Source organism: Enterococcus sulfureus ATCC 49903, from assembly GCF_000407605.1.
Classification (GTDB): Bacteria; Bacillota; Bacilli; order Lactobacillales; family Enterococcaceae; genus Enterococcus_G; species Enterococcus_G sulfureus.
Genome location: NZ_ASWO01000005.1, coordinates 697,127 through 721,008, shown reverse-complemented (window position 1 = coordinate 721,008; position 23,882 = coordinate 697,127). Strand labels below are relative to the sequence as shown.

Here is a 23,882-nt window from a genome sequence, read left to right as displayed (position 1 = left end):
GGAGGACATACGTTATGACGGAATTTGAAAATAATCAAGTCGAAAATGCTAATGATTCAATGGAAGCTGCATTAAACGATGTAAAAGAAGTTAGTGTAGGGGATGTTGTATCAGGCGAAGTATTAGCAATTGAAGACAAACAAGCAATCGTTGGAATTGAAGGAGCTGGGGTTGAAGGGGTTGTTCCTGCAAAAGAACTATCTACTTTACCAGTTGACGATATCAATGACGTCGTGAAAGTCGGCGATGTACTAGATTTAGTTGTCATTTCTACAATTGGAAAAGACAAAGAAAACGGAAGCTATTTATTATCTAAGCGTCGTTTGGATGCGAAAAAAGTCTGGGCGGATATCGAACAAGATTTCCAAGCAGGAAAAATTTTAGAAGCTCCAGTAACAAACATCGTTAAAGGTGGATTGGTAGTCGACGTCGGTGTACGTGGGTTCGTTCCTGCCTCAATGGTTGAAGATCATTTTGTAGACGATTTTGAAGAATACAAAGGCAAAACATTGACCTTAAAAATTATTGAAATCGAACCTTCTGAAAATCGTTTGATTCTATCTCATAAAGCAGTGGTAGAACAAGAAAAAGAAGGCAAAAAAGCAGAACTACTAGCATCAATCGCAGAAGGTGATCAGCTAGAAGGAAAAATCGCACGTTTAACTAACTTCGGTGCATTTGTCGATTTAGGTGGAATCGATGGACTAGTCCACGTTTCTGAAATCTCACATGCACACGTTGCCAAACCAAGTGATGTGTTATCTGTCGGTGATGTGGTAAACGTTGCTGTCTTATCTGTTGATCCTGCTTCAGAACGCATTTCATTATCGATTAAAGATACATTGCCTGGACCTTGGGATACTGTAACGGAAACAATCGAAACAGGTTCTGTTATCGAAGGTACGGTAAAACGATTAACAAGCTTTGGTGCCTTTGTTGAAGTTTTACCAGGTGTTGAGGGCCTTGTGCATATTTCTCAAATTTCACATCAACATATCGCGACTCCTCATGAAGTGCTTCATGAAGGCGATACTGTACAAGTGAAAGTGTTAGAAGTGCATCCAGATGAGCATCGTATTGCACTAAGTATCAAAGCTTTAGAAGAAAAACCTGAGCAAGAAAAAGAAGTTGCAGTAGAAGAGGATTATGAATTACCTGAAGAGTCAACTGGTTTTACAATGGGTGACTTATTAGGCGATGCGCTAAAAGAAGAAGAATAAGTATAAAAATAGATTAGAAAGTAGTCCTTGGGAAATCCTTCCCAAGGACTACTTTTTCGTAAAAAGATAAAAAAAATCTCTATCTTTTCTTTACATCGTTTGTTATTATGGCATTTGGGTTATGCAACTAAAAATCTTTTTATTAGATGACGAGTTGAGAGTTTATCAAACCCCTATGTTGATGGTAAGATAGAACTAGAAGAATATATGGAATGAGGAGTTAATATGAAGAAAAAAAGCCTAATCGTCTTTTCTTTGCTTGCAACAGGAATTTTATTAAGTGGTTGTGCCAAATGGATTGATCGAGGGGAATCGATTACTGCTGTAGGTTCATCTGCGTTGCAACCTTTAGTTGAGTCCGCTGCAGATGAATATCAAACAAACCATCCGGGGGAGTTTATTAATGTCCAAGGTGGAGGGAGTGGAACGGGGTTGAGTCAAGTTCAATCCGGTGCGGTCGACATTGGGAATTCAGATCTATTCGCAGAAGAAAAATCTGGGATCGATGCCAATAAATTAACCGATCATCAAGTTGCTGTAGTAGGGATTACACCGATTATTAATAAAAAAGTTGGTGTCGATAGCGTAACAATGGCACAATTAAAACAAATTTTTACTGGTGAAATCACGAACTGGAAAGAAGTAGGGGGGGCAGATCAAGATATCGTACTGCTAAATCGTGCATCTGGCAGTGGAACCCGTGCAACGTTTGAAAAATGGGTATTAGATGGCGCTTCTGCAAAACAGTCACAAGAGCAAGATTCAAGTGGAATGGTTCGTCAAATCGTATCGGATACTCCAGGAGCGATTAGTTATGTGGCCTTTTCATATGTAAACAAAGACGTACAAAAATTAAAAATTGACAACATCGAACCAAATGATGAAAATGTAAAAACAAATAAATGGATTATTTGGTCCTATGAGCATATGTACACGCACAAAAATCCAACTAGTTTAACGACAGAATTTATCGAGTATATCTTATCGGATAAAGTCCAAGAGGAAATTGTTGGAAAAATGGGATACATTCCAGTAACGCAGATGGAAGTAAAACGCGACTGGAAAGGAAATATTATCAAGTAATCTTTACAAAAAATTTACAATCTTAACTTGATCTTTACGTAAGCTTTAACGGAAATTGATATCAAAAGATTACACTAGTAAAGTGAAAAATAGTTTTGAGGAGGAACCCTCTTGGAAGATATAAAAAATGAATTAACGAAACGATCAAAGCGTGCACGAATGGAGCAATTTGGAAAGCTTATTAGTTTCTTATGCATTGCATTAATCGTTGTAGTTGTATTATCGATTTTCTTTTTCGTTGCAAGTAAAGGATTAGCAACCTTTTTTGTAGATAAAGTCAATGTGTTTGACTTTTTATTTGGTACTAAATGGAATCCTAGTGCTGTAGGATCAGATGGTAAACCATTAGTAGGGGCATTACCGATGATTTTAGGTTCGTTTATCGTAACGTTCTTGTCTGCGATTTTAGCGACACCCTTTGCAATCGGTGCAGCTATTTTTATGGTGGAGATTTCACCTAAACAAGGTCAAAAAATCTTACAACCTGTTATTGAGTTGTTGGTAGGAATTCCTTCAGTAGTATATGGTTTTATTGGGTTGTCTGTTATCGTACCTGTAATTCGTTCCATTTTTGGTGGAACTGGTTTTGGGATATTAGCTGGAACATTTGTGTTATTCGTTATGATCTTACCGACTGTAACGACGATGACGGTGGATGCGCTAAAAGCTGTTCCACGTCATTATCGCGAAGCCTCATTAGCCTTAGGTGCAACACGTTGGCAAACGATTTACAAAGTCGTACTGCGAGCGGCTGTACCGGGTATTTTAACGGCTGTCGTGTTTGGGATGGCGCGTGCTTTTGGTGAAGCACTAGCGATTCAAATGGTCATCGGGAATGCTGCACTGTTACCAACTAGCTTAACAACACCTGCGTCAACATTGACATCGATTTTGACAATGGGAATCGGAAATACGATCATGGGCACATTAGAAAATAATGTCTTATGGTCATTGGCATTGATTCTGTTATTAATGTCATTACTATTTAATATCGTAATTCGTTTGATTGGAAAAAAGGGGGCTATTAAATAATGTCAGCAAAACGTGCCGATAAGATTGCAACAGGAATTCTTTATGTAATTTCTGGCGTGATCGTCTTAATTTTAGCTGCCTTGCTATTGTATATTCTAGTGCGTGGTGTACCTCATATCTCTTGGGAATTCTTAACGCAACCTTCTAAAGCCTATCAAGTAGGCGGCGGGATCGGAATTCAGTTATTTAACTCATTTTATTTATTGTTGATCACCATGATCATCAGTTTCCCGATTTCATTAGGTGCCGGAATTTATTTATCGGAATACGCTAAGAAAAATTGGATGACAGATGTGATTCGTACCGCTATTGAAATTTTAAGTTCATTGCCATCTGTCGTTGTGGGATTATTTGGTTTCTTAGTTTTTGTTATTCAATTTCAATATGGATTTTCAATCTTATCAGGAGCCTTAGCTTTGACGTTCTTTAACTTGCCACTATTGACACGTAATGTAGAGGAATCACTAAAAGCCGTTCACTTTACTCAGCGTGAAGCAGGACTTGCTTTAGGTTTATCACGTTGGGAGACAGTCCTTCGTGTAGTCGTTCCAGAAGCAACACCGGGTATTTTGACTGGAGTAATTTTAAGTTCTGGACGTATCTTTGGTGAAGCAGCTGCCTTGATCTATACGGCTGGACAAAGTGCACCGGCACTAGATTTTACGAACTGGAATCCATTGAGTGTATCAAGCCCGTTAAGTATCTTTAGACAAGCAGAAACATTAGCCGTTTATATTTGGAAAATCAATTCTGAAGGAACAAAACCCGATGGAGATGCAATCTCAGCTGGAGCTTCAGCTGTTTTGATTATCGCCGTGTTGGCCTTTAACTTTGGCGCACGTGCACTTGGAAAACGTCTCTATAAAAAAATGACGTCAGCTGCATAAGGAGAAGAGTATGAAACAATACAATTTAGATGATCGTCATATCATCACATTAGAAGAAGAAAAAAATATAATTTTACAAACTCATGATCTACATGTGTATTACGGCAAGAATGAAGCGATCAAAGGCGTAGATTTAGCGTTTGAAAAAAATAAAATCACGGCCTTGATCGGGCCTTCTGGATGTGGGAAATCAACGTATCTACGTAGTTTGAATCGAATGAATGACGAGATCGCCAATACAAAAATCACGGGCCAAATTATGTACAACGGTGTTGACGTGAATTCAAAAGAAGTCGATGTCTATGAGATGCGCAAACGTATCGGCATGGTATTTCAGCGTCCAAATCCGTTTAGTAAATCTATTTATGAAAATATTACATTTGCACTAAAACGTCATGGTGAAAAAGATAAGAAAAAATTAGACGAAATCGTTGAGACGAGCTTAAAACAAGCTGCGTTATGGGATCAAGTCAAAGATTCATTAGATAAAAGTGCACATGCGTTATCTGGGGGACAACAACAACGCTTATGCATCGCGCGTGCAATTGCGATGAAACCAGATATTTTATTATTAGATGAGCCTGCGAGCGCATTAGATCCGATTTCTACGGGAACAGTTGAAGAAACCCTAGTGAACCTAAAAGATCAATATTCAATCGTAATCGTAACGCATAATATGCAACAAGCTGCGCGTATTAGCGATTATACGGCTTTCTTCTATTTAGGACATGCCATTGAATACGATAATACACGTAAAATCTTCACGCGACCAAAAACACAAGCGACTGAAGACTATGTATCTGGACATTTTGGTTAGAAAGTAGAGGAAGCGATGATGGCAGAACCAATTATCACATCAAGAGATTTGCATTTATATTATGGAAAAAAAGAAGCCTTAAAAGGAATCGATCTTGAAATTCATGAAAATGAGATCACTGCAATGATCGGACCTTCAGGATGTGGGAAATCGACATTTTTACGTAGTCTAAATCGTATGAATGATTTGATTCCCAATGTGACCATTACAGGCAGTGTATTGTATAACGGACAAGACATTTATAGTCCGAAAACCGACACAGTAGAATTACGTAAAGAAATCGGGATGGTATTTCAACAACCCAATCCGTTTCCATTCTCGATCTATGAGAATGTCATCTACGGATTGCGCTTAAAAGGTGTTACAGATAAACAAGAGTTAGACCGCGTAGTCGAAGAGAGCTTAAAAGCAGCTTCTGTTTGGGAAGATGTCAAAGATAAATTACACAATAGTGCACTTTCCTTGTCTGGTGGACAGCAACAGCGTGTATGTATCGCACGTGTCCTTGCCGTAGATCCTAAAATCATCTTATTAGATGAACCAACAAGTGCTTTAGACCCAGTTTCATCTGGTAAGATCGAAAATACTTTGTTAGAATTAAAAGATAAATATACCATGATCATGGTGACACATAATATGTCCCAAGCTTCTCGGATTTCTGATAAGACAGCCTTTTTCTTAAATGGAGATTTAATCGAGTTTGATCGTACGAAAAAAATCTTTTTGGATCCAGCCAAAAAAGAAACAGATGATTATATTTCTGGAAGATTTGGGTAAAAGGAGGAAACGATATGTTACGTACGCAATTTGAAGAAGATTTATTGAATTTACACAATCAATTTTATGAGATGGGGATGCTTGTAAGCAATGCCATTCATAAATCTGTTCGTTCATATGTTAAACACGATAAAGCATTAGCACAAGAAGTGATTGAACATGATGAAACGATCAATGGTATGGAGATTCGTCTAGAGAAAAAAAGTTTTGAAATGATTGCGTTACAACAACCTGTAACGACTGATCTACGAATGATCATTACGGTCATGAAAGCTAGTTCTGACCTTGAGCGTATGGGAGATCATGCGGTATCGATTGCGAAATCAACGATTCGTGTAAAAGGCGAAACTCGTATTTTAGAAATTGAAAAAGAAATTTCTGAAATGTCGGATTATGTTAAAAAAATGGTCGATAACGTCCTAGTGGCGTATGTGAAGACAGATGAAAAAGATGCTCGTATGATCGCGCAGATGGATAAACGAACAAATGATTATTACCACGATATTTACTACAAAACGATTGCAGCGATGAAAGCCAATCCAGAAACTGTAGTGAGTGGTACAGATTATCTATATGTAGCGCAATATTTAGAACGTATCGGTGATTACGTGACCAATATTTGTGAATGGATCGTATATTTAGCAACAGGTAAAATCAGCGAATTAAGCTCTAATCATCACGAACCAGTATAAAAAAAGCATCCCAATATTGGGATGCTTTTTTTAGCGTTCTGATAATGGTGTTTTAGCGAAAGCTTCGATCACTGGGATCACGTCTAGTTTTAATTTATATTTACGTTCTAGAGCAGTTTCGATTGTAAAACTGTTTTCTTCCGTTTTAGAAATCGTAGCAAGTAAACGAGTTTCTTTGGCTGTTTGTTCTACAACTTCGATTTGATCTTTAGTTTCGTTTACCGCAAATTTTGGAAAGGCACTGATTTGTTCGCTGAACGCCGTTAATGCAGAATCATTAGCTGTCGCTGTTTCTACTTTCGGTTCAGCTTTCGGTTCAGTTTTTTTCGCTACTTCTTTTTTCGCTTCAGCTTTTTTAGGTTCAGGTGTTGTCGACGCTTGTTGGCGCGCAGCATCTGGAGACCAGTAACTAGCGATTTCTTCAACTAGGTTTTCGCTAAAACGATCAAGTAAGCCTTTTTCTTCATTTTGAATACGTTTGACAACTGTTTTGAAGTTGTCATCTAAAGGTACTTTAATTTGTTGATCACGATCTGTTGGATCAAGTAATTCGATCATCATGTCATTAGGTTGTTTAGGATCAATAAAGACACGAATATGTAATTGATATAAAGCCGCTGCTTTTTCAATCATTTTATCGAATAATTGCTTTCTTGCTCCTTCAAATGATGGTCTAAATTGTTTTTTTAATTTTGCTAATTGTTTCTTTTTCATAATGAGCCCCTTTCAATACTTATTGATTATAAGAAAAAATCGTGCATTTGAACAGTTATTTCTAGAAAAATGATAAAACAATGAGAGTTATCAAGTGAGTTCAGCAAATGTGGCCACTTTCGGAATAATTAGAACTGGTTCATCATTTGTACCATAACAAATGAGATGATGATCGACCGTCGTAGTTTGAACTTGCTGGTAACGGGATAATATTTCTTGTTTGATCTGTTTGTTGCTCCATTGACGGATTGGGAAATGTTGAATCGTGTCTTGTTTAAGAATAAAAATGAACTCTGGTTGCAATGCCCGTTTAATTTGGGGCGAAAGTTGCTGGATACGTTCAGTTATTGTCATATTCACTCACCTCGTAATCAGTTTACCAATCCGTGTCAAAAAGTCAATATTCCAACTCTACTTGGTAAAGTTAAGAATTTTTGGTACACTGAGCAAGTAGAAAGTGGAGGGAGACCCATGGATATTTATTTGAAAGAAAGTATTTTACATATTGTTGATCGCGAAACTGGAGATCCAATTTTATCTTCTCAACCGTTGGATTTGTCAAAAGAGTACATTCGCGATTATTTAGAAAAAAAGATAAAAAAAGCGAGTTCACCTCAAACCTTAGTCGGGACTTTGGAAGAGGAGTCACAAATGGCGCATCTCATACAACAGCGACAAGAAGTATCGTTTGTAGAGCTTAGTCATTATGTGGTTGAAAAATGGTATACAGCTTATCGCGAAAGTGAAGAAGCACCAAGCTGTGATCTTTTTTTTGTTCGATTTGAAAAAGATGCAAAAGAATACTACGCTTTGTTAAAAGTCGACTTTGTGATGGGCTATACTCATTTTATTGACTCCAATGAGGAAGGGTTTATAAATGAGCTCTTGGTTCATCGGGCGCTTTTGTCTGCAGGATCTAAAAAAGCGGAAGAAAGTTTCATTATTCAAGCCGATACTTTGCAGTATGAGTTATTGGAAAAAAAATACCTTTTCTCTGGAGAAAAACGTGTATATTTTTCGACGAATGTGATCGAGACAGTTCCAAATCTTTCGTTTGAACAAAATATCAAAGTGATTCAAAAGACCGCCGAAAAAATTGGTGAAAAATTCGAGACACCAAAAGTAGAACTCACAGCTTCGATCCAAGAGGCATTAGCGCAAACGTTTGAAGAAAATGAGACAATTGAATTAGATCAAATTGCTACTCAAGTATTTAAAGAAAATATTACAGCTCAACTTGCCTTTAAAGAAGAGGTCGAAGAAAAAGGGGTTGTAGATCAAGCTCCAATGATCGAAGACGTCAAAGCATTGTCTACTCGTAAATTTAGTAAGCAAAAAATTAAACTATCAAATGGAATCGAACTCATTATTCCAATGGAAATGTACCGAGATCCAGATTACGTAGAATTTATCCAACAAGCTGATGGTAGCTTGAGTGTTACATTAAAAGATATTCAAGAGATTACAGAAACTGAAGATATCTAAAAAAGACATCCTTATTGTAGTGATCCTCAAAAGTTAGCATTTTGATCTAGCTTTTGAAGGTCGGTACAAATCCGGATGTCTTTTTGTTATTGTTTAGGAGGTGCGTTGTCGATAATAAGCAAAGTGATCATTACATACAAGATCCAACTATCTCGTGAATAGAGGGTATATCTTGGGTGCCAGATCGAAGCAAATTTCGCTTTATAATCACGTAACCCTTGGAATGAATAAAATTCTGAACCAAATTCGTATACTAGAGCCGCAATTCGTTCTTGAATAAAACTTTGTCGGTACTTCCCAACGTTTGAAAGTGGGGCCATTCCAAGATTGAAGTATTCGATGCCCTGCTCGTTTAAATACTCGAACAAATGGACGAATAAGAAATCCATTGTACCAGAAGGAGCTAGTTCTTTATGGTGTCGCATCAAGTCAATCGTAGCAGATTCTTTCGTATAAGTTGGCATGATATTGGCAAAGGAGACAATAACGCCCTCAGCATCTTGCACAACTGCAATAGGATTTCGTTGCAAGTATTCTTCATCAAAAAAGCCTAAGGAGAATCCTTTTTCTTTTCGGCCATCTAACCAGCTATCTGAAATATCTTTTAGCGTAGCCATTTGATCAGCCGTAAATGGGGGTTGCAACACTGAAAAAGTGTACCCTTCTTTCGCTAATTTATTCATAAGTGAACGAATCCCTCGATTCTTTTTACCAGCTAAGCTGAATTCTGGTAAGTAGACCAACGCTTCTTCGCCCATCTTGATAAAATCATAGCCAAATTCATGTAACGTCAATACTGTATTTTCTCCCACCTCGTAAAAAACAGGAAGATAACATAAACGATCACAACGTTTTACAAACGCTTCGATAGCCGCCGGGAAATCAGCTTGATTACCTGAAGGATTTCCCATCACTACACATTTATTGTTGTAGGTTCTCAGCTGTAAAAAGACTGTAGGCTCTTCTTCTGGATATAAAAAGAGCTCCTTATCTCCTAAAAAGACGAGTTCACTATCGATATTTCCACCATATGTTTGAAGGATTGTTTGTGCAACCTCTTTATCTAGCGGTTGGCTGACTTGTTTTTTATTTCCTTTTAAGTAACGTGTAAATAACGAAATAAATGCAACCACAATTAAAATGGCAATAAAACCAGAAAGCCAGATTTTCTCAGATGGAAATAAAAGAAAATCGACAAATTTGGGACGATGTGGATGCGGATGACGCTGAAAAGTGGGGAGGCTATACACACCTAATACGACATAAAGCAAGGCGAGCAATCCAAATATGATCCCATCTATAGTCATCCATTCCCATGAATATACAAGTTGTTCACGATATAACTCGCTTTTAGAGACAATAACCATAAGAAGTAAAACAACTAGATAAGTGACGGTGACTAGACTAAAGTCAGTAGTAAAGGCATAGATTGCGGTTAGGACTAATAAAATAATTGTAGGATAATACGCACGTTTTACTCTAGCAGCCATTCCACGTCCCATAATGATCAATGAAAATCCTAAGATAATACTTGGAAATTCAGAAATTAAATGTAGCCCAAATGGATTAAAACGCTCAAGCCATTTCGTGGTGTAGAATACTTCAGGCACTGTAACAAGCAAGACCATAAGCATTCCCGAAAAATAAAGCAGTACGACTACAACTTTATGGAATAATTCAATAGCTAGTTGTCGAGGGATCTCATTATAGCGGTTGTCTAATTTTAAGAACAAGTGACGAGAAAATAACAACAAGCCAACAACAAATGGCAACAAGTAGTACGCGATGCGGTAAATGACTAGCCAAAGGACTACGATTTCTCTTGGAATCCCTAAAGAAGAAAACCCTAAGATCATCATGACATCAAAACTACCTAATCCACCAGGAATCAAAGAGATGATTCCGATTACGGTAGCCGCGATAAATAAGGGAATACTATCTGCTAACGAAACAGGAACCTTTAAAAAATAGCCGATCAGTGAAAACGTCACGATCATACCTGTCCATTCAAAAAATGACGTGCCGATCAAAGCAAGTTGTTCTTTAAAGGTTAATCCAGATAACAACCCTTCTTTTTTTCGTTGAGACAAGACAAATACGATTGGAAAATACAAGGCTGCTCCTAATAGCCAGATCCAATATTGTTTGACATACGCTGAACGATCAAAAAATTCAACCGCAATAAATGAAAGGAGACTATAGATCGAAAGACCAGATAATACAAACACAAAGATTTTCGTTAGTGACGAGATTACTTTGCTGTTTTTTGATCCTTTTCCATAAAATTCATTTCGCAGACCGATACTGACTAATCCACCGAATCCTGCGATATTATTAATGGTATTGATAATCCAACTTGTTTCGAAAATATAGAAGTTCGAATACTCTAATTTTAATAATTTTTTTAAAGTAAAATCATATCCTAGCATGGGGGCTACAGAAAGTAGTCCAACTATGGCAATTATACCCAATTGCCACAAGGGAATTCGATCAAACATCTCTTGCAATCGTTCTAACGAGATGGTCTTGCTAATTGAAAGCAATTCTGCGATCACGATCATCAAGACTGCAAATACAAATAATAATTTAAAGAAGGTTATATGCTGTTTAAACCACCTAATACTTTTTTCCATTTCTTCACCTTATCCTCTCAAAAAATTTAATACTTCTTCATTAAACAATGCGGGGGAGGTTCTAGCTAAACGATGGCCGTGATTGGGGACGAGTACAAAGCGAGAATTTGGAATCGCTGAAGCAATCGCAAATGAATGCTCGACTTTGATAACATCCTTTTTCCCCACAATGACCAACGTTTTCGCCGTAATGTTGTGTAAATCTTTTTTAGTAATTTGAGTATCTTGGATCATTAAGTGAACAATCGGGACTTTTGCCTTAAAAAAAGGAATGAATAAGGCCAATAACCAGACTACCCAATATTCTAAATAGGTCAACCATTTGATTAAAAGATGCATCCCATTTACCTCAATATTTCCAGCGTTTAAAATCAACTTTTTGACATACTGAGGGTGATCTGAAGCAAAGGCCATCGCGATATTCGCTCCATCACTAAACCCTAGGATGTGCACACAAGTCAATTTTTCGGTTTCAAGTAATTCTTTTACATCATTGGCCATTAAGCGATAGGAAATTCGTGTTGCTAAATTGTTAGAAGCACCGTGTCCTCGACTATCGACCACAATGACTTTGAAAAATTTTGCAAAAGTAGGGACTTGTCGCTCAAAATAAGCTCCAGTATTGCCGTTTCCATGTAACAAAATCAAAGGGAACCCTTGACCATAAATTCGATAAGCTAATGTCGATCCGTCTGAAAGAAGTAGTGTTTTTGATTGTTTCAAGGCCTCACCTACTTTCCATCTTTACAATATAACAAGTGTAACCAGTAGAGTACATCTTTATTTACGAACAGTATTGTAAGAATAAAACTTTAATTTTTATTAAAAACACTCATTTTTTTTGAACAACGATAGACAGATTTCTTCTCTCACGGTAGGCTATAAAGAGCGAAAGAAGAGGTTGATATAGATGTTAAAAAAACTAGATACTCTTTTCTTTTTGAGCTTACGAATTGGATGTTTGGCAATACTATTTGCTGGCTGCTTTATGGTGTACCGCAATTATCAAATCTTAAAACAAGTGCATTCATTTGATGCAACAGTGGATCAAGCATTAGTAGAAAATGGGATTTCTGAATATAAAGATCTTGCCTTAAGTATTATTTTTACTGAATCTAAAGGTAAAGGAGAAGATCCGATGCAAAGTTCAGAAAGCTATACAGGCGAAATCGGCCAAATTACGACACCCACTCAAAGTATAACACAAGGTGTTGCGTTTTTGGCACAAGCAATTCAGCGTTCAAAAGAACAAAAAACAGATATTTGGACCGCCGTCCAAGCGTACAATTATGGATTAGATTACATCGACTATGTTGCGAAACGAGGAGGAGAGAATACGGTCGAACTAGCAGAAAGTTATTCTAAAGATATCTTATCGCCGCAATTGGGAAACCAAGATCGACAACAGTATCGTTATTATGCATGGCGTTCTTTCTTATATAACGGAGGATATCTATATCATAATGGGGGAAACATGTTTTACGCAGACTTAGTGAAAACAAATCAATGGAAAATCAAGTTAAGTAACTGCATATTTGAATCATAAAAAGGAGATTGAGCATGGAGAAAACAAAAAGGCGTAACGATTGGGGATTGAGATTTATTAAAGGGATGTTTATAGGTTCAGGATTTATTTTGCCTGGTGTGAGTGGTGGTGCACTTGCCGCGATTTTCGGGATCTATGAACGAATTATTTCATTTTTAGCACATTTAACACGTAATTTTAAAGAAAACGTGCTGTACTTTCTTCCGGTAGGGCTGGGAGGGATTACAGGTGTATTTTTATTATCATTTCTAGTCAGCTTCCTCCTAGGAGCATATGAAACCATTATTTTATGGTTTTTTGTAGGGTGTATTCTTGGAACGTTGCCCTCTTTATTTAAAGAAGCAGGAAAGAAAGGCAGAGGTACAAAAGAATGGATTATCTTTGGCCTTAGTTTTGTCTTAGGTTTTCTGTTTTTGTGGCAAGGAGCGGCTTTGTTTAGTGAAGTTGATCAAAATTTAGGTACGTGGACGATCGCCGGAGGATTGATTGGATTAGGTATGATCGTACCAGGGTTGAGTCCATCTAATTTTTTAGTGTACATGGGCATGTATAAAGCAATGTCAGATGGGATCAAAACGTTAGATGTATCTGTTGTGCTCCCAATCGCGATTGGTGGAATTGCAACCGTCTTGATTTTCTCAAAATTGGTCGATTTTATTTTATCAAGATGGTATGCCATTTTCTTTCATGTCATTTTAGGTGTAGTGTTAGCGTCAACGGTTATGATCATTCCGATTGATTACACAGGAGTAAGTTCTTTAGGGTATGTTAGCTGCGGCATTTTACTTGTATTAGGTATTTTATTAGGAGCATTTATGAGTCGATTAGAAGAACAATACAAATAATCAAAAAGTTTGAACTCTTGTGATTTTATGATACAATAGTAAGAGTAGAATACTGTCAAATTGGAGAAATCGCGCTAATTTCCATTAGTGCGATTTTTTACCGATGTTTTGCTGACCCGCATAGGAGGTGAGGTAGATGAGTAAGATTCCTTCTGAAGTGATTGATGATATTCGTGAACGTACGAATATTGTCGAAATCGTAGGGCAATATGTACAATTGAAGAAAGCAGGGCGAAATTATTCGGGGCTATGTCCGTTTCATTCTGAAAAGACCCCTTCATTTACCGTCGCAGAAGATAAACAAATTTTTCATTGTTTCGGTTGTGGTAAAGGAGGAAATGTATTTCGATTTATTCAAGAGATCGAAGGATTGTCGTTTGCTGAATCTGTGGTAAAAGTTGCCGATTTAGAGCAAATCGAACTTCAAGAAACTTATCGACACCAAACTGCAACGACGCCAAATAAAGAAACTTCTCCACTTTATGTATTACACGACAAAGCGATGCAATTTTATCATCATATGTTGGTCAACACGGAAGTTGGACAAGCAGCGTTGACTTATTTACATGATCGCGGTTTGACTGATGAATTGATCGAAGAATTCCAAATTGGATTTGCACCGCCGCAGCGTGAATTTTTGGAGCGGATTTTTGAAAAAGAAGCTGCATCACGTGAAGATTTATTGAATTCAGGTTTGTTTATTGAACGAGATGACGGGCGATTGCTCGATCGTTTTTATCAACGGATCATGTTTCCTATTCGCAATAGTAGTGGAAGAACGATTGCTTTTTCTGGACGTTGGTTTGAGCTTTCTGATGAAAAAAGCGATCAAGCGAAGTATTTAAACTCGCCAGAAACTCCGATTTTCAATAAACGCATGGTCTTGTTTAATTTAGATAAAGCCAAATCGAGTATTCGTAAAGATGGTACGGTTTATTTATTTGAAGGATTCATGGATGTCATCGCAGCATTTAAAACGGGTCTAGAATCCGGCGTAGCATCGATGGGGACGAGTTTGACGAATCAGCAAATTCAACAACTGGAACGCGTGGCTACAAATTTAGTTTTTTGTTACGATGGTGATGATGCCGGACAACAAGCTACAGCGCGTGGATTAGAATTGTTACGTGAGCATAGTCGACTAAATTTAAGTGTTGTTCGTTTAGGCAATAAATTAGATCCTGATGAATTTATTCAGGCAAATGGAGCCGATGCGTTTCGTCAGTTAGTTGAACATGAACAGCAAACACCATTTTCGTTTACAGCAGATTTTTTGGCAAAACAATACAATTTGCAAAATGAAAAAGAACGTGTAACGTATTTAGAATTGGTCTTAAAAGAACTGGCTACAGTCGACTCACTGATCGAGCAAGATCAATATGTGTCTCAGTTAGCTGAAAGATTTCAGTTGCAACGTACAACGCTAACACAACAAGTCCAGCTTTATCAACGTGAACATAAACCAGCTGCCTTACCAATCAAACCTACAATTGTTACACCGGTGCGACAGCAAAAGAAAACATTGGCACAAAAAGCACAAGAATTGTTGTTGTATCGTATGATGCAAGACAGTAGTTATCGCAGTAAGTTCAAACAAGAAGACGGTGCGTTTTTAAATGAACAGTACCAAGCTTTATATATATTGCTAGATACGTATTGTAGTACGCAAGAAACGTTTGAAGTGGCTCGTTTTTTAGATTTTTTAAAAGAAGACGGGTTACGTACGCTGGTGTTAAATATTTTTGCACAAAATGTTTCTGAAGAAGGATCGAGCGTAGAGTTTCGTGAACTGATGAAACAATTACAACTAGCGCGTATCGGACAAGAAATCGAAGAAAAAAAACATGCACAACAACGTGCGACCCAACAAGGTAACAATGAACAAGAAATAGCATTAGCAATTGAAATTATTGCATTGACTAAACAATTAAAGCAGATACAAGTATCGCACTGAAGGGGGCCTCTTTCATGGCAGAAGAAGCAAAAAAAACATATGAAAAAGCAGTAACAGAGTTTATTCGTACGAATAAAGTCAAAGGACAAGTCGTTTATAGTGAATTAACAAATCAATTGGCAACTCCGTACGAATTAGATGCAGACGGAATGGATAAATTGATCCAAAAAGTCGAAGACGCAGGAATTAGTGTAGTAGATGAAAATGGTGAACCATCTGTCCATGCATTAAAAGCAACACAAAAACAAGTCAAACAAGAACCAAAAGAAGATCTATCTGCTCCAAACGGTGTGAAGATCAATGATCCAGTGCGTATGTATCTAAAAGAAATTGGTCGTGTACCATTGCTGACAGCTGCTGAAGAAGTTGAACTTGCATTAAAAATTGAAGAAGGCGATCAAGAAGCGAAACAACGATTAGCAGAAGCAAATTTACGTTTAGTTGTAAGTATTGCCAAACGTTACGTTGGTCGTGGAATGCAATTTTTAGATTTGATCCAAGAAGGAAACATGGGCTTGATGAAAGCTGTTGAAAAATTTGATTACCGTAAAGGATTTAAATTTTCAACCTATGCTACGTGGTGGATCCGTCAAGCGATCACTCGTGCAATTGCCGATCAAGCACGTACGATTCGTATTCCAGTGCATATGGTGGAAACGATTAATAAATTGATCCGTATCCAACGTCAATTACTTCAAGATCTAGGTCGCGAACCAACACCAGAAGAAATTGGTGCAGAGATGGATCTAACGACTGAAAAAGTGCGTGAAATTTTAAAAATCGCACAAGAACCCGTTTCTTTAGAAACACCAATCGGTGAAGAAGACGATTCTCATTTAGGCGATTTCATCGAAGATCAAGATGCAACAAGTCCAGCTGAACATGCAGCATATGAATTGTTGAAAGAACAGTTAGAAGATGTTTTAGACACACTGACAGATCGTGAAGAAAATGTATTACGTTTACGTTTTGGTATCGATGATGGTCGAACACGAACATTGGAAGAAGTAGGCAAAGTATTTGGTGTGACCCGTGAGCGTATCCGCCAAATCGAAGCCAAAGCGCTAAGAAAATTGCGCCATCCTTCTCGTTCAAAACAATTAAAAGACTTTTTAGAATAAAAATAATTGGCAGTGGCTTTTAGAAGCGTAAGCTTTCAAAAGTCACTGCTTTTCGTTTATGTAGTTTCGTTTACAGTCTTGTAACTTTGCTTTTTTTACGTTTTATTATAGTGTATGATAGAAGTACTGTGAATGAAAAAAAAGGAGTCGAGTGGTACTACATGAAAACTTGTCCAAATTGTGGTTTTGAACCACTTAACGGGGACTTGATCTGTCCCAACTGTAAAGCAGAAATCAAAGAAAATATCGCTAAAAAAATCAGTGAAGATCAAATTGATCATCCAGAAACTAGTGAAGCGATTGAAAATGATAATATCGAATGGTCGGAATTGAAAGAAATCTCGCTAGGTGAAGTGATGGACCAATTCCATAACTTATATGATGAAACGAGTCAAGACGATGCGGAAGAGCCAATTAAAACAGTGGATCGTCCCGAACGTGATTTATCAGAAACTAAAGTAGAAGAATTTGAAGATGACCCCATTTTGGCTGCCTATTTAAAGGCTTATAAAGAAGGGCGTCATTTAGAAGCACAAGAAGAAATCAAAGATTTGATTCGTCAAAAAGAAGAACAAGAAACTAAATCTCAAGAAGTCATCGAACAACAAACGCCAAAAGAGTCTTCAAGTCAAGAACCTCAACTCTCTGTAGACAAAGAATCTAATGAGGAAGCTATAGCACAAGAAGAACCCGAAGAGGAAGCTGTAGTACAAGAAGAACTAGTAGAAGATGCTGGATCAGAAAATCAATTGGAACCTGAAGGACTTGAGGCTGTAGTTGTTTCAACAGATCCAACGATAAAAGCAACAGTTGAAAATCCAGAAGAACCTAAAGTAGAAGAACCTGAAGCAGAACAATCAACTGAAACGTTAGCTTCAGATAGTATCGAGGCGAAGGTTGTAGAAACAAGTCAGTCGATAATCGAAGAGATAACAGAAGAAAATTCGCTGCCAAAACCAGAAGCTACACAAAAAATCGAACAAGCGGCACACTATCTAGAACAAGAATCTGCCAATAAATCGGTGCCATCTTCTGTAGAAGAAGTAGAGATGACGATTCCAGCTGATCGTCTTGATCCTAAAGCGACAATAAAAAATGAGGCAGTCGTCCCTAAACGTAAGGCACGTACAAAGTGGTCTAAGAAAAAGAAACGCATCGTTTGGTATACGGTTGCGGTCATTGCGATAATCAGTATCAGTGGTGGTGCTTATTATGCACATGAACAAGAATTAGAACGTCAAGCACAAGCTGAACTTGTAAAAAAAGAAGCAAATGTCGCTTCTTTGATGAAAGATATCCAAGCTCTATCGGTTTCAAAAGAAGAACCAATCGTAAAAGCAAGCACAACGAAAAGTCAACTAACAGAGTATCAAAAGCAATTGACCGCACTTAAAGGGATCAAAGAGGAAAAAGAAGCAAGTCAGTTTGTGGATACGTTAATCACGCAATATACGTTGCAAGAAGACTTAAATAAGCAATTTAATACGCCCGTACTAGTAGATGGCAAAGTAAATGATCAAGCCTATGTGTTAAATACGCAAACATTTTTAGCAGTTCCAATCAAAGACGCTACAGCATTTGATCAAGCATATAATCAAGCTGTTACCTTGGGACAAAAACAAGTAGAGCAAGCGCAAACCGTAAAAGAAGCAGTAACAAAACTGACTTCCGGATTGAAAAATAATCAATTAGCTGCTAGTGTGACAACACAAACTTATACCAATACGCTAAAACAAGTCCAAGCGCTCAAAGATGAGACCTTAAAAACAGAGTTAACGAACCAATTAACACCGATTAAGACAGCATTAGCCAAGCGAGATGCCGATCAAAAAGCAGCAAAAGAAAAAGAAGAAAAGGCGCAAGCAGAACAAGCAGCTAAAGAAAAGGCACAAGCAGAACAAGCAGCTAAAGAAAATGAATTAATTGCTAAAATTAACCAGAATACGCAGTATAGCCAAGCCAATCAAGTCTTGTCTTCTACAACAGCGGTCAATAAAGACAATCGTCCAATTATTGCTTCAAGACAAAGCGATCTAGACGATGCGTCTAACTCCGCGTGGGAATGGGCAGATGGAGTATATGATTCTGTGATCAATCAATGTATTGCAAGAGGATATATTGTTCCTGGAGGATTTTATTTACAACGTGTTCGAATTGAAAATGGTCAAGGCTATTACAATTTATATGCGACAACCAATCAATCCTCGTTACTAAAAGATGTCGGAGAACAAGGATTACCGATGTATATTGCAACGATCAATGATAAAACTGGCTTTTTCAAAGGAAATGGTAGTGGAACCAACTAAAGAGAACTTTAGTTTAAAAGGAGAACAACAATGAATGAATTATTAGCATCTGTATTTACAGGATTGATCATTGATGAGAATGATCAAGCGTATTACGTCCAAAAAAATGGAATGACTTTTCGTTTATTAAAATCAGAAGGAGAACATCAATTAGGTGAAGCAGTTGAAGGATTTGGGTATCAAAATCAGTCACAAGACAATTGCTTTACAACGATTATCCCTAAGAGTAGACCAGGACATTTTGCTTTTGCAGAGGTAAAAGATGTCCGTCGTGATCTAGGTGTATTTGTAGATATTGGACTGCCAGATAAAGATATCGCAGTATCCCTAGACGAATTGCCAACGATGCGCGAATTGTGGCCTAAAAAAGGGGATCACTTGATGGTCCAATTGACTGTCGACAGTAAAGACCGGATCTGGGCTTCATTGGCAGAAGAAAAGATTTTTAGAGCACTCTCAAAAAAGGGGACACCAGAATTAAAAAATAAAGATATCTCTGGAACAGTATTTCGTTTGAAATTGATGGGGACATATATTTTGACCGATGATTTTTATATTGGATTTATCCATCCTTCCGAACGATTTAACGAACCACGTTTGGGAGAAACAGTCAACGGTCGCGTGATTGGGATTCGCCCAGATGGCGTATTAAACCTTTCTTTAAAACCAAGAGCGCATGAAGCTATTGGAGATGATGCGAAAATGCTATTGGCTTATCTTGAACGGACAGCTGAACACAGCATGCCGTATACAGATAAATCGGATCCAGAAGCCATCAAACAACTATTTGGAATCAGTAAAGGTCAGTTTAAACGAGCGATTGGGCATTTACTAAAAGCGCGTTTGATCGAACAAAAAGATGGACACACGTATTTGTTGAAAACAAATCATGACGAGAGCTTGTCGAAATCCGAAAAGTAAATTATAATGATTCTAGTATAGAGTCCGTTACGTAAAACGTAAATGAGAATAATGATAAAGTAGGTGCATGCTCGTGAACACTGTTTCTGCCTTGAAAAAAACGAAGCAGCAACTTCATGATTCGGGATTTAAATTGACTCCTCAAAGAGAAGCGACTGTATTGGTATTACTGGAAAATGAGAAAGAGCATCTTTCTGCAGAAGAAATCTATTTTTTTGTGAAAAAAAAGAGTCCAGAAATCGGTTTAGCTACCGTCTATCGTACATTGGAAATTTTGACAGAATTACATGTTGTCAATAAAGTAAGTTTTAACGATGGTGTTGCGCGTTATGATCTTCGAAAAGAAGGTGCGGAACATTTTCATCATCATTTGCTTTGTTTGGAATGTGGCAATATTGAAGAAATTGAAGAAGATTTATTGGGTAGTGTGGAAGAAGTCGTCGAAGATCGTTATCGATTTATCGTAAAAGATCATCGGTTGACGTTTCATGGAATTTGCTATGAGTGTCAAGAAAAAATCAAACAAGCAAAAGAGTAATCTTTTGCTTGTTTTGTTTTTTTAAAGCGGTGCTATCGTTTTGTTGGAAAATTTGTTATGATAAATCAGTGGTGGAGCAAAGGATGTGAAATGATGAAAGAACAAATTGAAGAGTATCTGCATTATTTAACGATCGAACGTGGATTATCAAGCAATACTAAACAAAGTTATGCACGCGATTTAATGCAGTATTATCATTTTTTAGTTGAGCGTAATATTACGCAATGGCAAAATGTAGATCGTTACCTTGTATTAGATTTTTTAGAAACGATGCAAAAAGCTGGGAAATCGCCGGCAACTGTTACACGAATGATTTCTAGTTTGCGACGCTTTCATCAATTTTTACGTCAAGAACGTGTCACAGATCATGATCCGATGCAACATATCGATACGCCAAAAAAACAGCAAAAATTACCAGATACATTGAGTTTAGAAGAAGTAGAGCGTTTGATCCAGACTCCAGATACCAAAACGATTTTAGGTATTCGAGATCGTGCGTTATTGGAAGTGATGTATGCGACAGGACTGCGTGTGAGTGAAGTGATCAATTTACGCTTAAGCGATGTCCATTTAAATATGGCGTTGTTACAAACGATCGGTAAGGGTGAAAAAGAACGAATTGTACCACTAGGAGATCTAGCGATTGATTGGATCGAACGATATCTAGATGAAGCTCGACCATTGCTTGTTGGAAAACATCCAGATGAAACAGCATTATTTGTCAATCATCATGGGAAAAAGCTCAGTCGTCAAGGTGTTTGGAAGAATTTGAAGCAAATCGTACGTGAGGCTGGAATTTTCAAAACGGTCACACCTCATACATTGCGTCATAGTTTTGCCACACATCTCTTAGAAAATGGTGCAGATTTACGTACTGTACAAGAATTGTTAGGACATGCGGATATTTCCACTACGCAGATCTATACACATATTACGAAAAAACGAATGACAGAAGTGTATAAACAATACTTCCCGCGTGCATAGGAGTACATAAATGGAAGAAATGAAAGTAAAATTAGCAATTTTTGAAGGTCCTTTAGACTTGCTGTTGCATTTATTAAATGAGCTAGAATTGGATATTTACGATATCCCGATTTCTCAGATTACAGACCAATACCTAACATATATTCATGCGATGAAGCATTTGGAGTTAGAAATTGCAGGTGAATATCTTGTTATGGCGGCTACATTAATGGCGATGAAAAGTCGAATGCTTTTGCCTACGGAAGAATATGAAGAAGAATGGATCGACTATGAAGAAGAAGATCCAAGAGAGCAATTGATCGCGCAACTTGTTGAGTATAAAAAATACAAACAGGCTGCTCAAACCCTGTCTTCTTTTGCACAAGAACGTGAAACTTTCTTTCATAGTGAACCTATGGAATTGGAAGATTATCAAGAATCACAGGTGGAATTGAAGCAAAATCAAGTCAATACGATTGATTTATTTTTGGCTTTTCATCAGTTGCTTGAAAAAAAGAAAAAACGTAAAAAAATCGATGCAAGTATCGCCAAAGATGAGACGACTGTCGATGAAAAAATAATGTGGATCACGAAAAAAATCCAAGAAGAAATGATGGCAGGATGTACCTTAGAAGCCTTACTTGTTACCGGTACGAAAGAAGAACTAGTCACGACTTTTATGGCGATGCTTGAACTGATGAAGTATCAAAAAATAAAAGTAGCTCAAACAGCTCAGTATGCAGAAATTAAGATCTATCCAGGAGAACAATTATATGAAGGAATATCAGGAGATTGAAGCGTTATTATTTATTGTTGGACAAGAAGGCATCCGTTTAGAAGAACTCAGCACGATTCTCAATCGATCTCAGACTGTCGTACATACGCAGTTAATGGAATTGGCAAAACGCTATGAAGAAGATGATCAAAGCGCATTGTGTATTTTAGAAGTAGGGCAACAATTTATTTTGTCAACAAAACAACTATTGGCACCTCTATTAAAAGAATATGCACGATCACCACTTTCAGGTCGCTTGTCGCAAGCAGCGTTGGAAACACTTGCGATTATTGCTTACAAACAGCCGATTACAAGAGTTGAAATCGAAACGATTCGTGGTGTGAAGGCTTCAGGATCGTTACAAAAGTTAGTTGCGCTACAATTAGTAGAAGAAAAAGGACGAGTAGATGGTCCTGGGCGTGCTATTTTATATGGAACGTCCGCGTATTTTATGAATTATTTTGGGTTGAAAGATCTAACTGAATTACCAGATTTAGAAGTGATGAGCGCCGATTTAGAGGAACCTATACAAGATCTGTTTCAGCCTATCACTCAAATAGAGGAGAACGAATAATGGAACGAGTACAAAAAGTAATTGCACAAGCAGGAATCGCTTCACGTAGAAAAGCAGAACAACTGATTTTAGATGGACGAGTGGCTATCAATGGTCAAGTCATTCGCGAGTTGGGAACAAAAGTAAGTAAAAAAGATGAAGTTGCAGTAGATGGTGTGCCGATTTCAAGTGAACAATACGTATATTTTATGTTTTATAAACCACGCGGTGTGATCTCAGCCGTAACAGATGATAAAAAACGTAAAGTCGTAACAGATTATTTTAGCGATGTATCCGAACGAATTTATCCAGTGGGGCGTTTAGATTATGACACCTCTGGTTTGTTGTTATTAACGAATGATGGTGATTTTGCACAGCGTTTGACCCATCCAAAACATGAAGTCGAGAAAAAATACGTAGCTAAAGTAAAAGGAGTTGCACTGCCTCAAGATTTAAAACCATTGACACGAGGGATTCGTTATAAGGGCGAAAAGTATGCGCCAGCGCGTTTTGATATTTTATCGACTGATCATCAAGCCAAGACAAGTATTGTGCAATTGACGATTCATGAAGGAAAAAATCACCAAGTGAAACATATGTTAGAGGCAGTAAAATTGCCGGTTCAAAAATTAAAGCGGGAACAATATGGACCGTTAACGCTTGGTAATTTGCGTCCTGGAGAATTCCGTGAGTTATCCAAAAAAGAAATCAATGCAATTTTAGAAAGTAGTAAATAACAAATCAATTACTTGAGATATTAGTTTATTTATGTATAATAGAACTATAAATTAAATATTTAAGGTTCGTCTTCAGGGGCAGGGTGAAATTCCCGACCGGTGGTAATAGTCCACGAACTATGATATACCTGGTGTATCATAGCCGATACGGTGTAATTCCGTTACCGACAGTACAGTCTGGATAAAGAAGATAGGGCGTATTTGTTTTGTCTAAAATCAATCAAAACAAGTACCCTATTTTCGTGTACGAAAATAGGGTACTTTTTCTGTTTAGAAGAAATAA

At 37.5% G+C, this 23,882-nt stretch carries 23 protein-coding genes and 1 riboswitch; of the genes, 19 read left to right on the top strand and 4 right to left on the bottom strand.

The features are described 5' to 3' along the window. Positions 1-14 precede the first annotated feature (14 nt). The 7 genes from rpsA (at position 15) to phoU (ending at position 6,508) form a co-directional block, all read left to right on the top strand. On the top strand, positions 15-1,220 hold the full coding sequence (gene rpsA / locus I573_RS09480; protein ID WP_016185229.1) for a 30S ribosomal protein S1: 1,206 nt from the start codon (positions 15-17) through the stop codon (positions 1,218-1,220). A 225-nt stretch (positions 1,221-1,445) separates the two neighbouring features. After that, positions 1,446-2,303 (top strand): phosphate ABC transporter substrate-binding protein PstS, encoded by an 858-nt coding sequence (locus tag I573_RS09475; protein ID WP_016185230.1) that lies wholly within the window; start codon positions 1,446-1,448, stop codon positions 2,301-2,303. 159 nt (positions 2,304-2,462) lie between these two features. Further along, a complete protein-coding gene (gene pstC, locus I573_RS09470; protein ID WP_425387058.1) occupies positions 2,463-3,335 on the top strand; it encodes a phosphate ABC transporter permease subunit PstC in 873 nt (290 codons plus the stop codon). Next, on the top strand, positions 3,335-4,222 hold the full coding sequence (gene pstA / locus I573_RS09465) for a phosphate ABC transporter permease PstA (RefSeq protein ID WP_016185232.1): 888 nt from the start codon (positions 3,335-3,337) through the stop codon (positions 4,220-4,222). The genes pstC and pstA overlap by 1 nt, the downstream gene beginning before the upstream one ends. Before the next feature lie 10 nt (positions 4,223-4,232). Then, positions 4,233-5,039, top strand: a complete 807-nt coding sequence (pstB, locus tag I573_RS09460) for a phosphate ABC transporter ATP-binding protein PstB (RefSeq protein WP_016185233.1) — start codon at positions 4,233-4,235, stop codon at positions 5,037-5,039. A gap of 18 nt (positions 5,040-5,057) precedes the next feature. Further along, a complete protein-coding gene (gene pstB / locus I573_RS09455; RefSeq protein WP_035020748.1) occupies positions 5,058-5,816 on the top strand; it encodes a phosphate ABC transporter ATP-binding protein PstB in 759 nt (252 codons plus the stop codon). Positions 5,817-5,830: 14 nt separating this feature from the next. Then, positions 5,831-6,508: a phosphate signaling complex protein PhoU gene (gene phoU / locus I573_RS09450; RefSeq protein WP_016185235.1), complete on the top strand. Its 678-nt coding sequence runs from the start codon at positions 5,831-5,833 to the stop codon at positions 6,506-6,508. Positions 6,509-6,538: 30 nt separating this feature from the next. Here phoU and I573_RS09445 read toward each other — a convergent pair whose 3' ends face one another. Together I573_RS09445 and I573_RS09440 are read right to left on the bottom strand one after the other, a co-directional pair. Beyond that, positions 6,539-7,222: a hypothetical protein gene (locus I573_RS09445; RefSeq protein WP_016185236.1), complete on the bottom strand. Its 684-nt coding sequence runs from the start codon at positions 7,220-7,222 to the stop codon at positions 6,539-6,541. Between the two features lie 90 nt (positions 7,223-7,312). After that, positions 7,313-7,576, bottom strand: a complete 264-nt coding sequence (locus I573_RS09440) for a hypothetical protein (protein WP_016185237.1) — start codon at positions 7,574-7,576, stop codon at positions 7,313-7,315. A 117-nt stretch (positions 7,577-7,693) separates the two neighbouring features. Here I573_RS09440 and I573_RS09435 point away from each other — a divergent pair, with 117 nt between their 5' ends. Beyond that, positions 7,694-8,707, top strand: a complete 1,014-nt coding sequence (locus I573_RS09435) for a nucleoid-associated protein (protein ID WP_016185238.1) — start codon at positions 7,694-7,696, stop codon at positions 8,705-8,707. Between the two features lie 86 nt (positions 8,708-8,793). Here I573_RS09435 and mprF read toward each other — a convergent pair whose 3' ends face one another. Next, entirely contained in the window at positions 8,794-11,340 is a 2,547-nt protein-coding gene (gene mprF / locus I573_RS09430; RefSeq protein ID WP_016185239.1) for a bifunctional lysylphosphatidylglycerol flippase/synthetase MprF, read from the bottom strand. Between the two features lie 9 nt (positions 11,341-11,349). Continuing rightward, positions 11,350-12,063 carry an alpha/beta fold hydrolase gene (locus I573_RS09425; protein ID WP_016185240.1) on the bottom strand — a complete coding sequence of 238 codons (714 nt, stop codon included), beginning with the start codon at positions 12,061-12,063 and terminating at the stop codon, positions 11,350-11,352. Between the two features lie 187 nt (positions 12,064-12,250). On the opposite strand from I573_RS09425, the gene I573_RS09420 reads away from it, so the two are divergent. The 11 genes from I573_RS09420 (at position 12,251) to I573_RS09370 (ending at position 23,599) form a co-directional block, all read left to right on the top strand. Beyond that, the gene (locus I573_RS09420; protein WP_016185241.1) at positions 12,251-12,886 is read left to right on the top strand and encodes a lysozyme family protein; all 636 of its coding nucleotides are present in this window, start codon (positions 12,251-12,253) and stop codon (positions 12,884-12,886) included. After that, positions 12,883-13,731 (top strand): DUF368 domain-containing protein, encoded by an 849-nt coding sequence (locus I573_RS09415; protein WP_425387057.1) that lies wholly within the window; start codon positions 12,883-12,885, stop codon positions 13,729-13,731. The genes I573_RS09420 and I573_RS09415 overlap by 4 nt, the downstream gene beginning before the upstream one ends. Before the next feature lie 136 nt (positions 13,732-13,867). After that, positions 13,868-15,685, top strand: a complete 1,818-nt coding sequence (gene dnaG, locus I573_RS09410; RefSeq protein WP_016185243.1) for a DNA primase — start codon at positions 13,868-13,870, stop codon at positions 15,683-15,685. Positions 15,686-15,699: 14 nt separating this feature from the next. Next, entirely contained in the window at positions 15,700-16,806 is a 1,107-nt protein-coding gene (gene rpoD, locus I573_RS09405) for an RNA polymerase sigma factor RpoD (RefSeq protein ID WP_016185244.1), read from the top strand. Positions 16,807-16,967: 161 nt separating this feature from the next. Then, positions 16,968-19,112 (top strand): cell division site-positioning protein MapZ family protein, encoded by a 2,145-nt coding sequence (locus tag I573_RS09400; protein WP_016185245.1) that lies wholly within the window; start codon positions 16,968-16,970, stop codon positions 19,110-19,112. Between the two features lie 30 nt (positions 19,113-19,142). Further along, positions 19,143-20,033: a CvfB family protein gene (locus I573_RS09395; protein ID WP_016185246.1), complete on the top strand. Its 891-nt coding sequence runs from the start codon at positions 19,143-19,145 to the stop codon at positions 20,031-20,033. Positions 20,034-20,100: 67 nt separating this feature from the next. Further along, positions 20,101-20,571, top strand: a complete 471-nt coding sequence (fur, locus tag I573_RS09390) for a ferric iron uptake transcriptional regulator (RefSeq protein WP_211213403.1) — start codon at positions 20,101-20,103, stop codon at positions 20,569-20,571. A gap of 93 nt (positions 20,572-20,664) precedes the next feature. Then, complete coding sequence (gene xerD / locus I573_RS09385; RefSeq protein ID WP_035020743.1) at positions 20,665-21,555, top strand: site-specific tyrosine recombinase XerD; 891 nt, start codon at positions 20,665-20,667, stop codon at positions 21,553-21,555. 10 nt (positions 21,556-21,565) lie between these two features. Continuing rightward, a complete protein-coding gene (locus I573_RS09380; RefSeq protein ID WP_016185249.1) occupies positions 21,566-22,330 on the top strand; it encodes a segregation/condensation protein A in 765 nt (254 codons plus the stop codon). Then, positions 22,308-22,883: an SMC-Scp complex subunit ScpB gene (gene scpB, locus I573_RS09375; protein WP_016185250.1), complete on the top strand. Its 576-nt coding sequence runs from the start codon at positions 22,308-22,310 to the stop codon at positions 22,881-22,883. Before I573_RS09380 ends, scpB begins: the two co-directional genes overlap by 23 nt. Next, positions 22,883-23,599 carry a pseudouridine synthase gene (locus I573_RS09370; protein WP_016185251.1) on the top strand — a complete coding sequence of 239 codons (717 nt, stop codon included), beginning with the start codon at positions 22,883-22,885 and terminating at the stop codon, positions 23,597-23,599. The genes scpB and I573_RS09370 overlap by 1 nt, the downstream gene beginning before the upstream one ends. A 64-nt stretch (positions 23,600-23,663) precedes the next feature. Beyond that, positions 23,664-23,795, top strand: a riboswitch (FMN riboswitch). Positions 23,796-23,882: the final 87 nt, after the last annotated feature.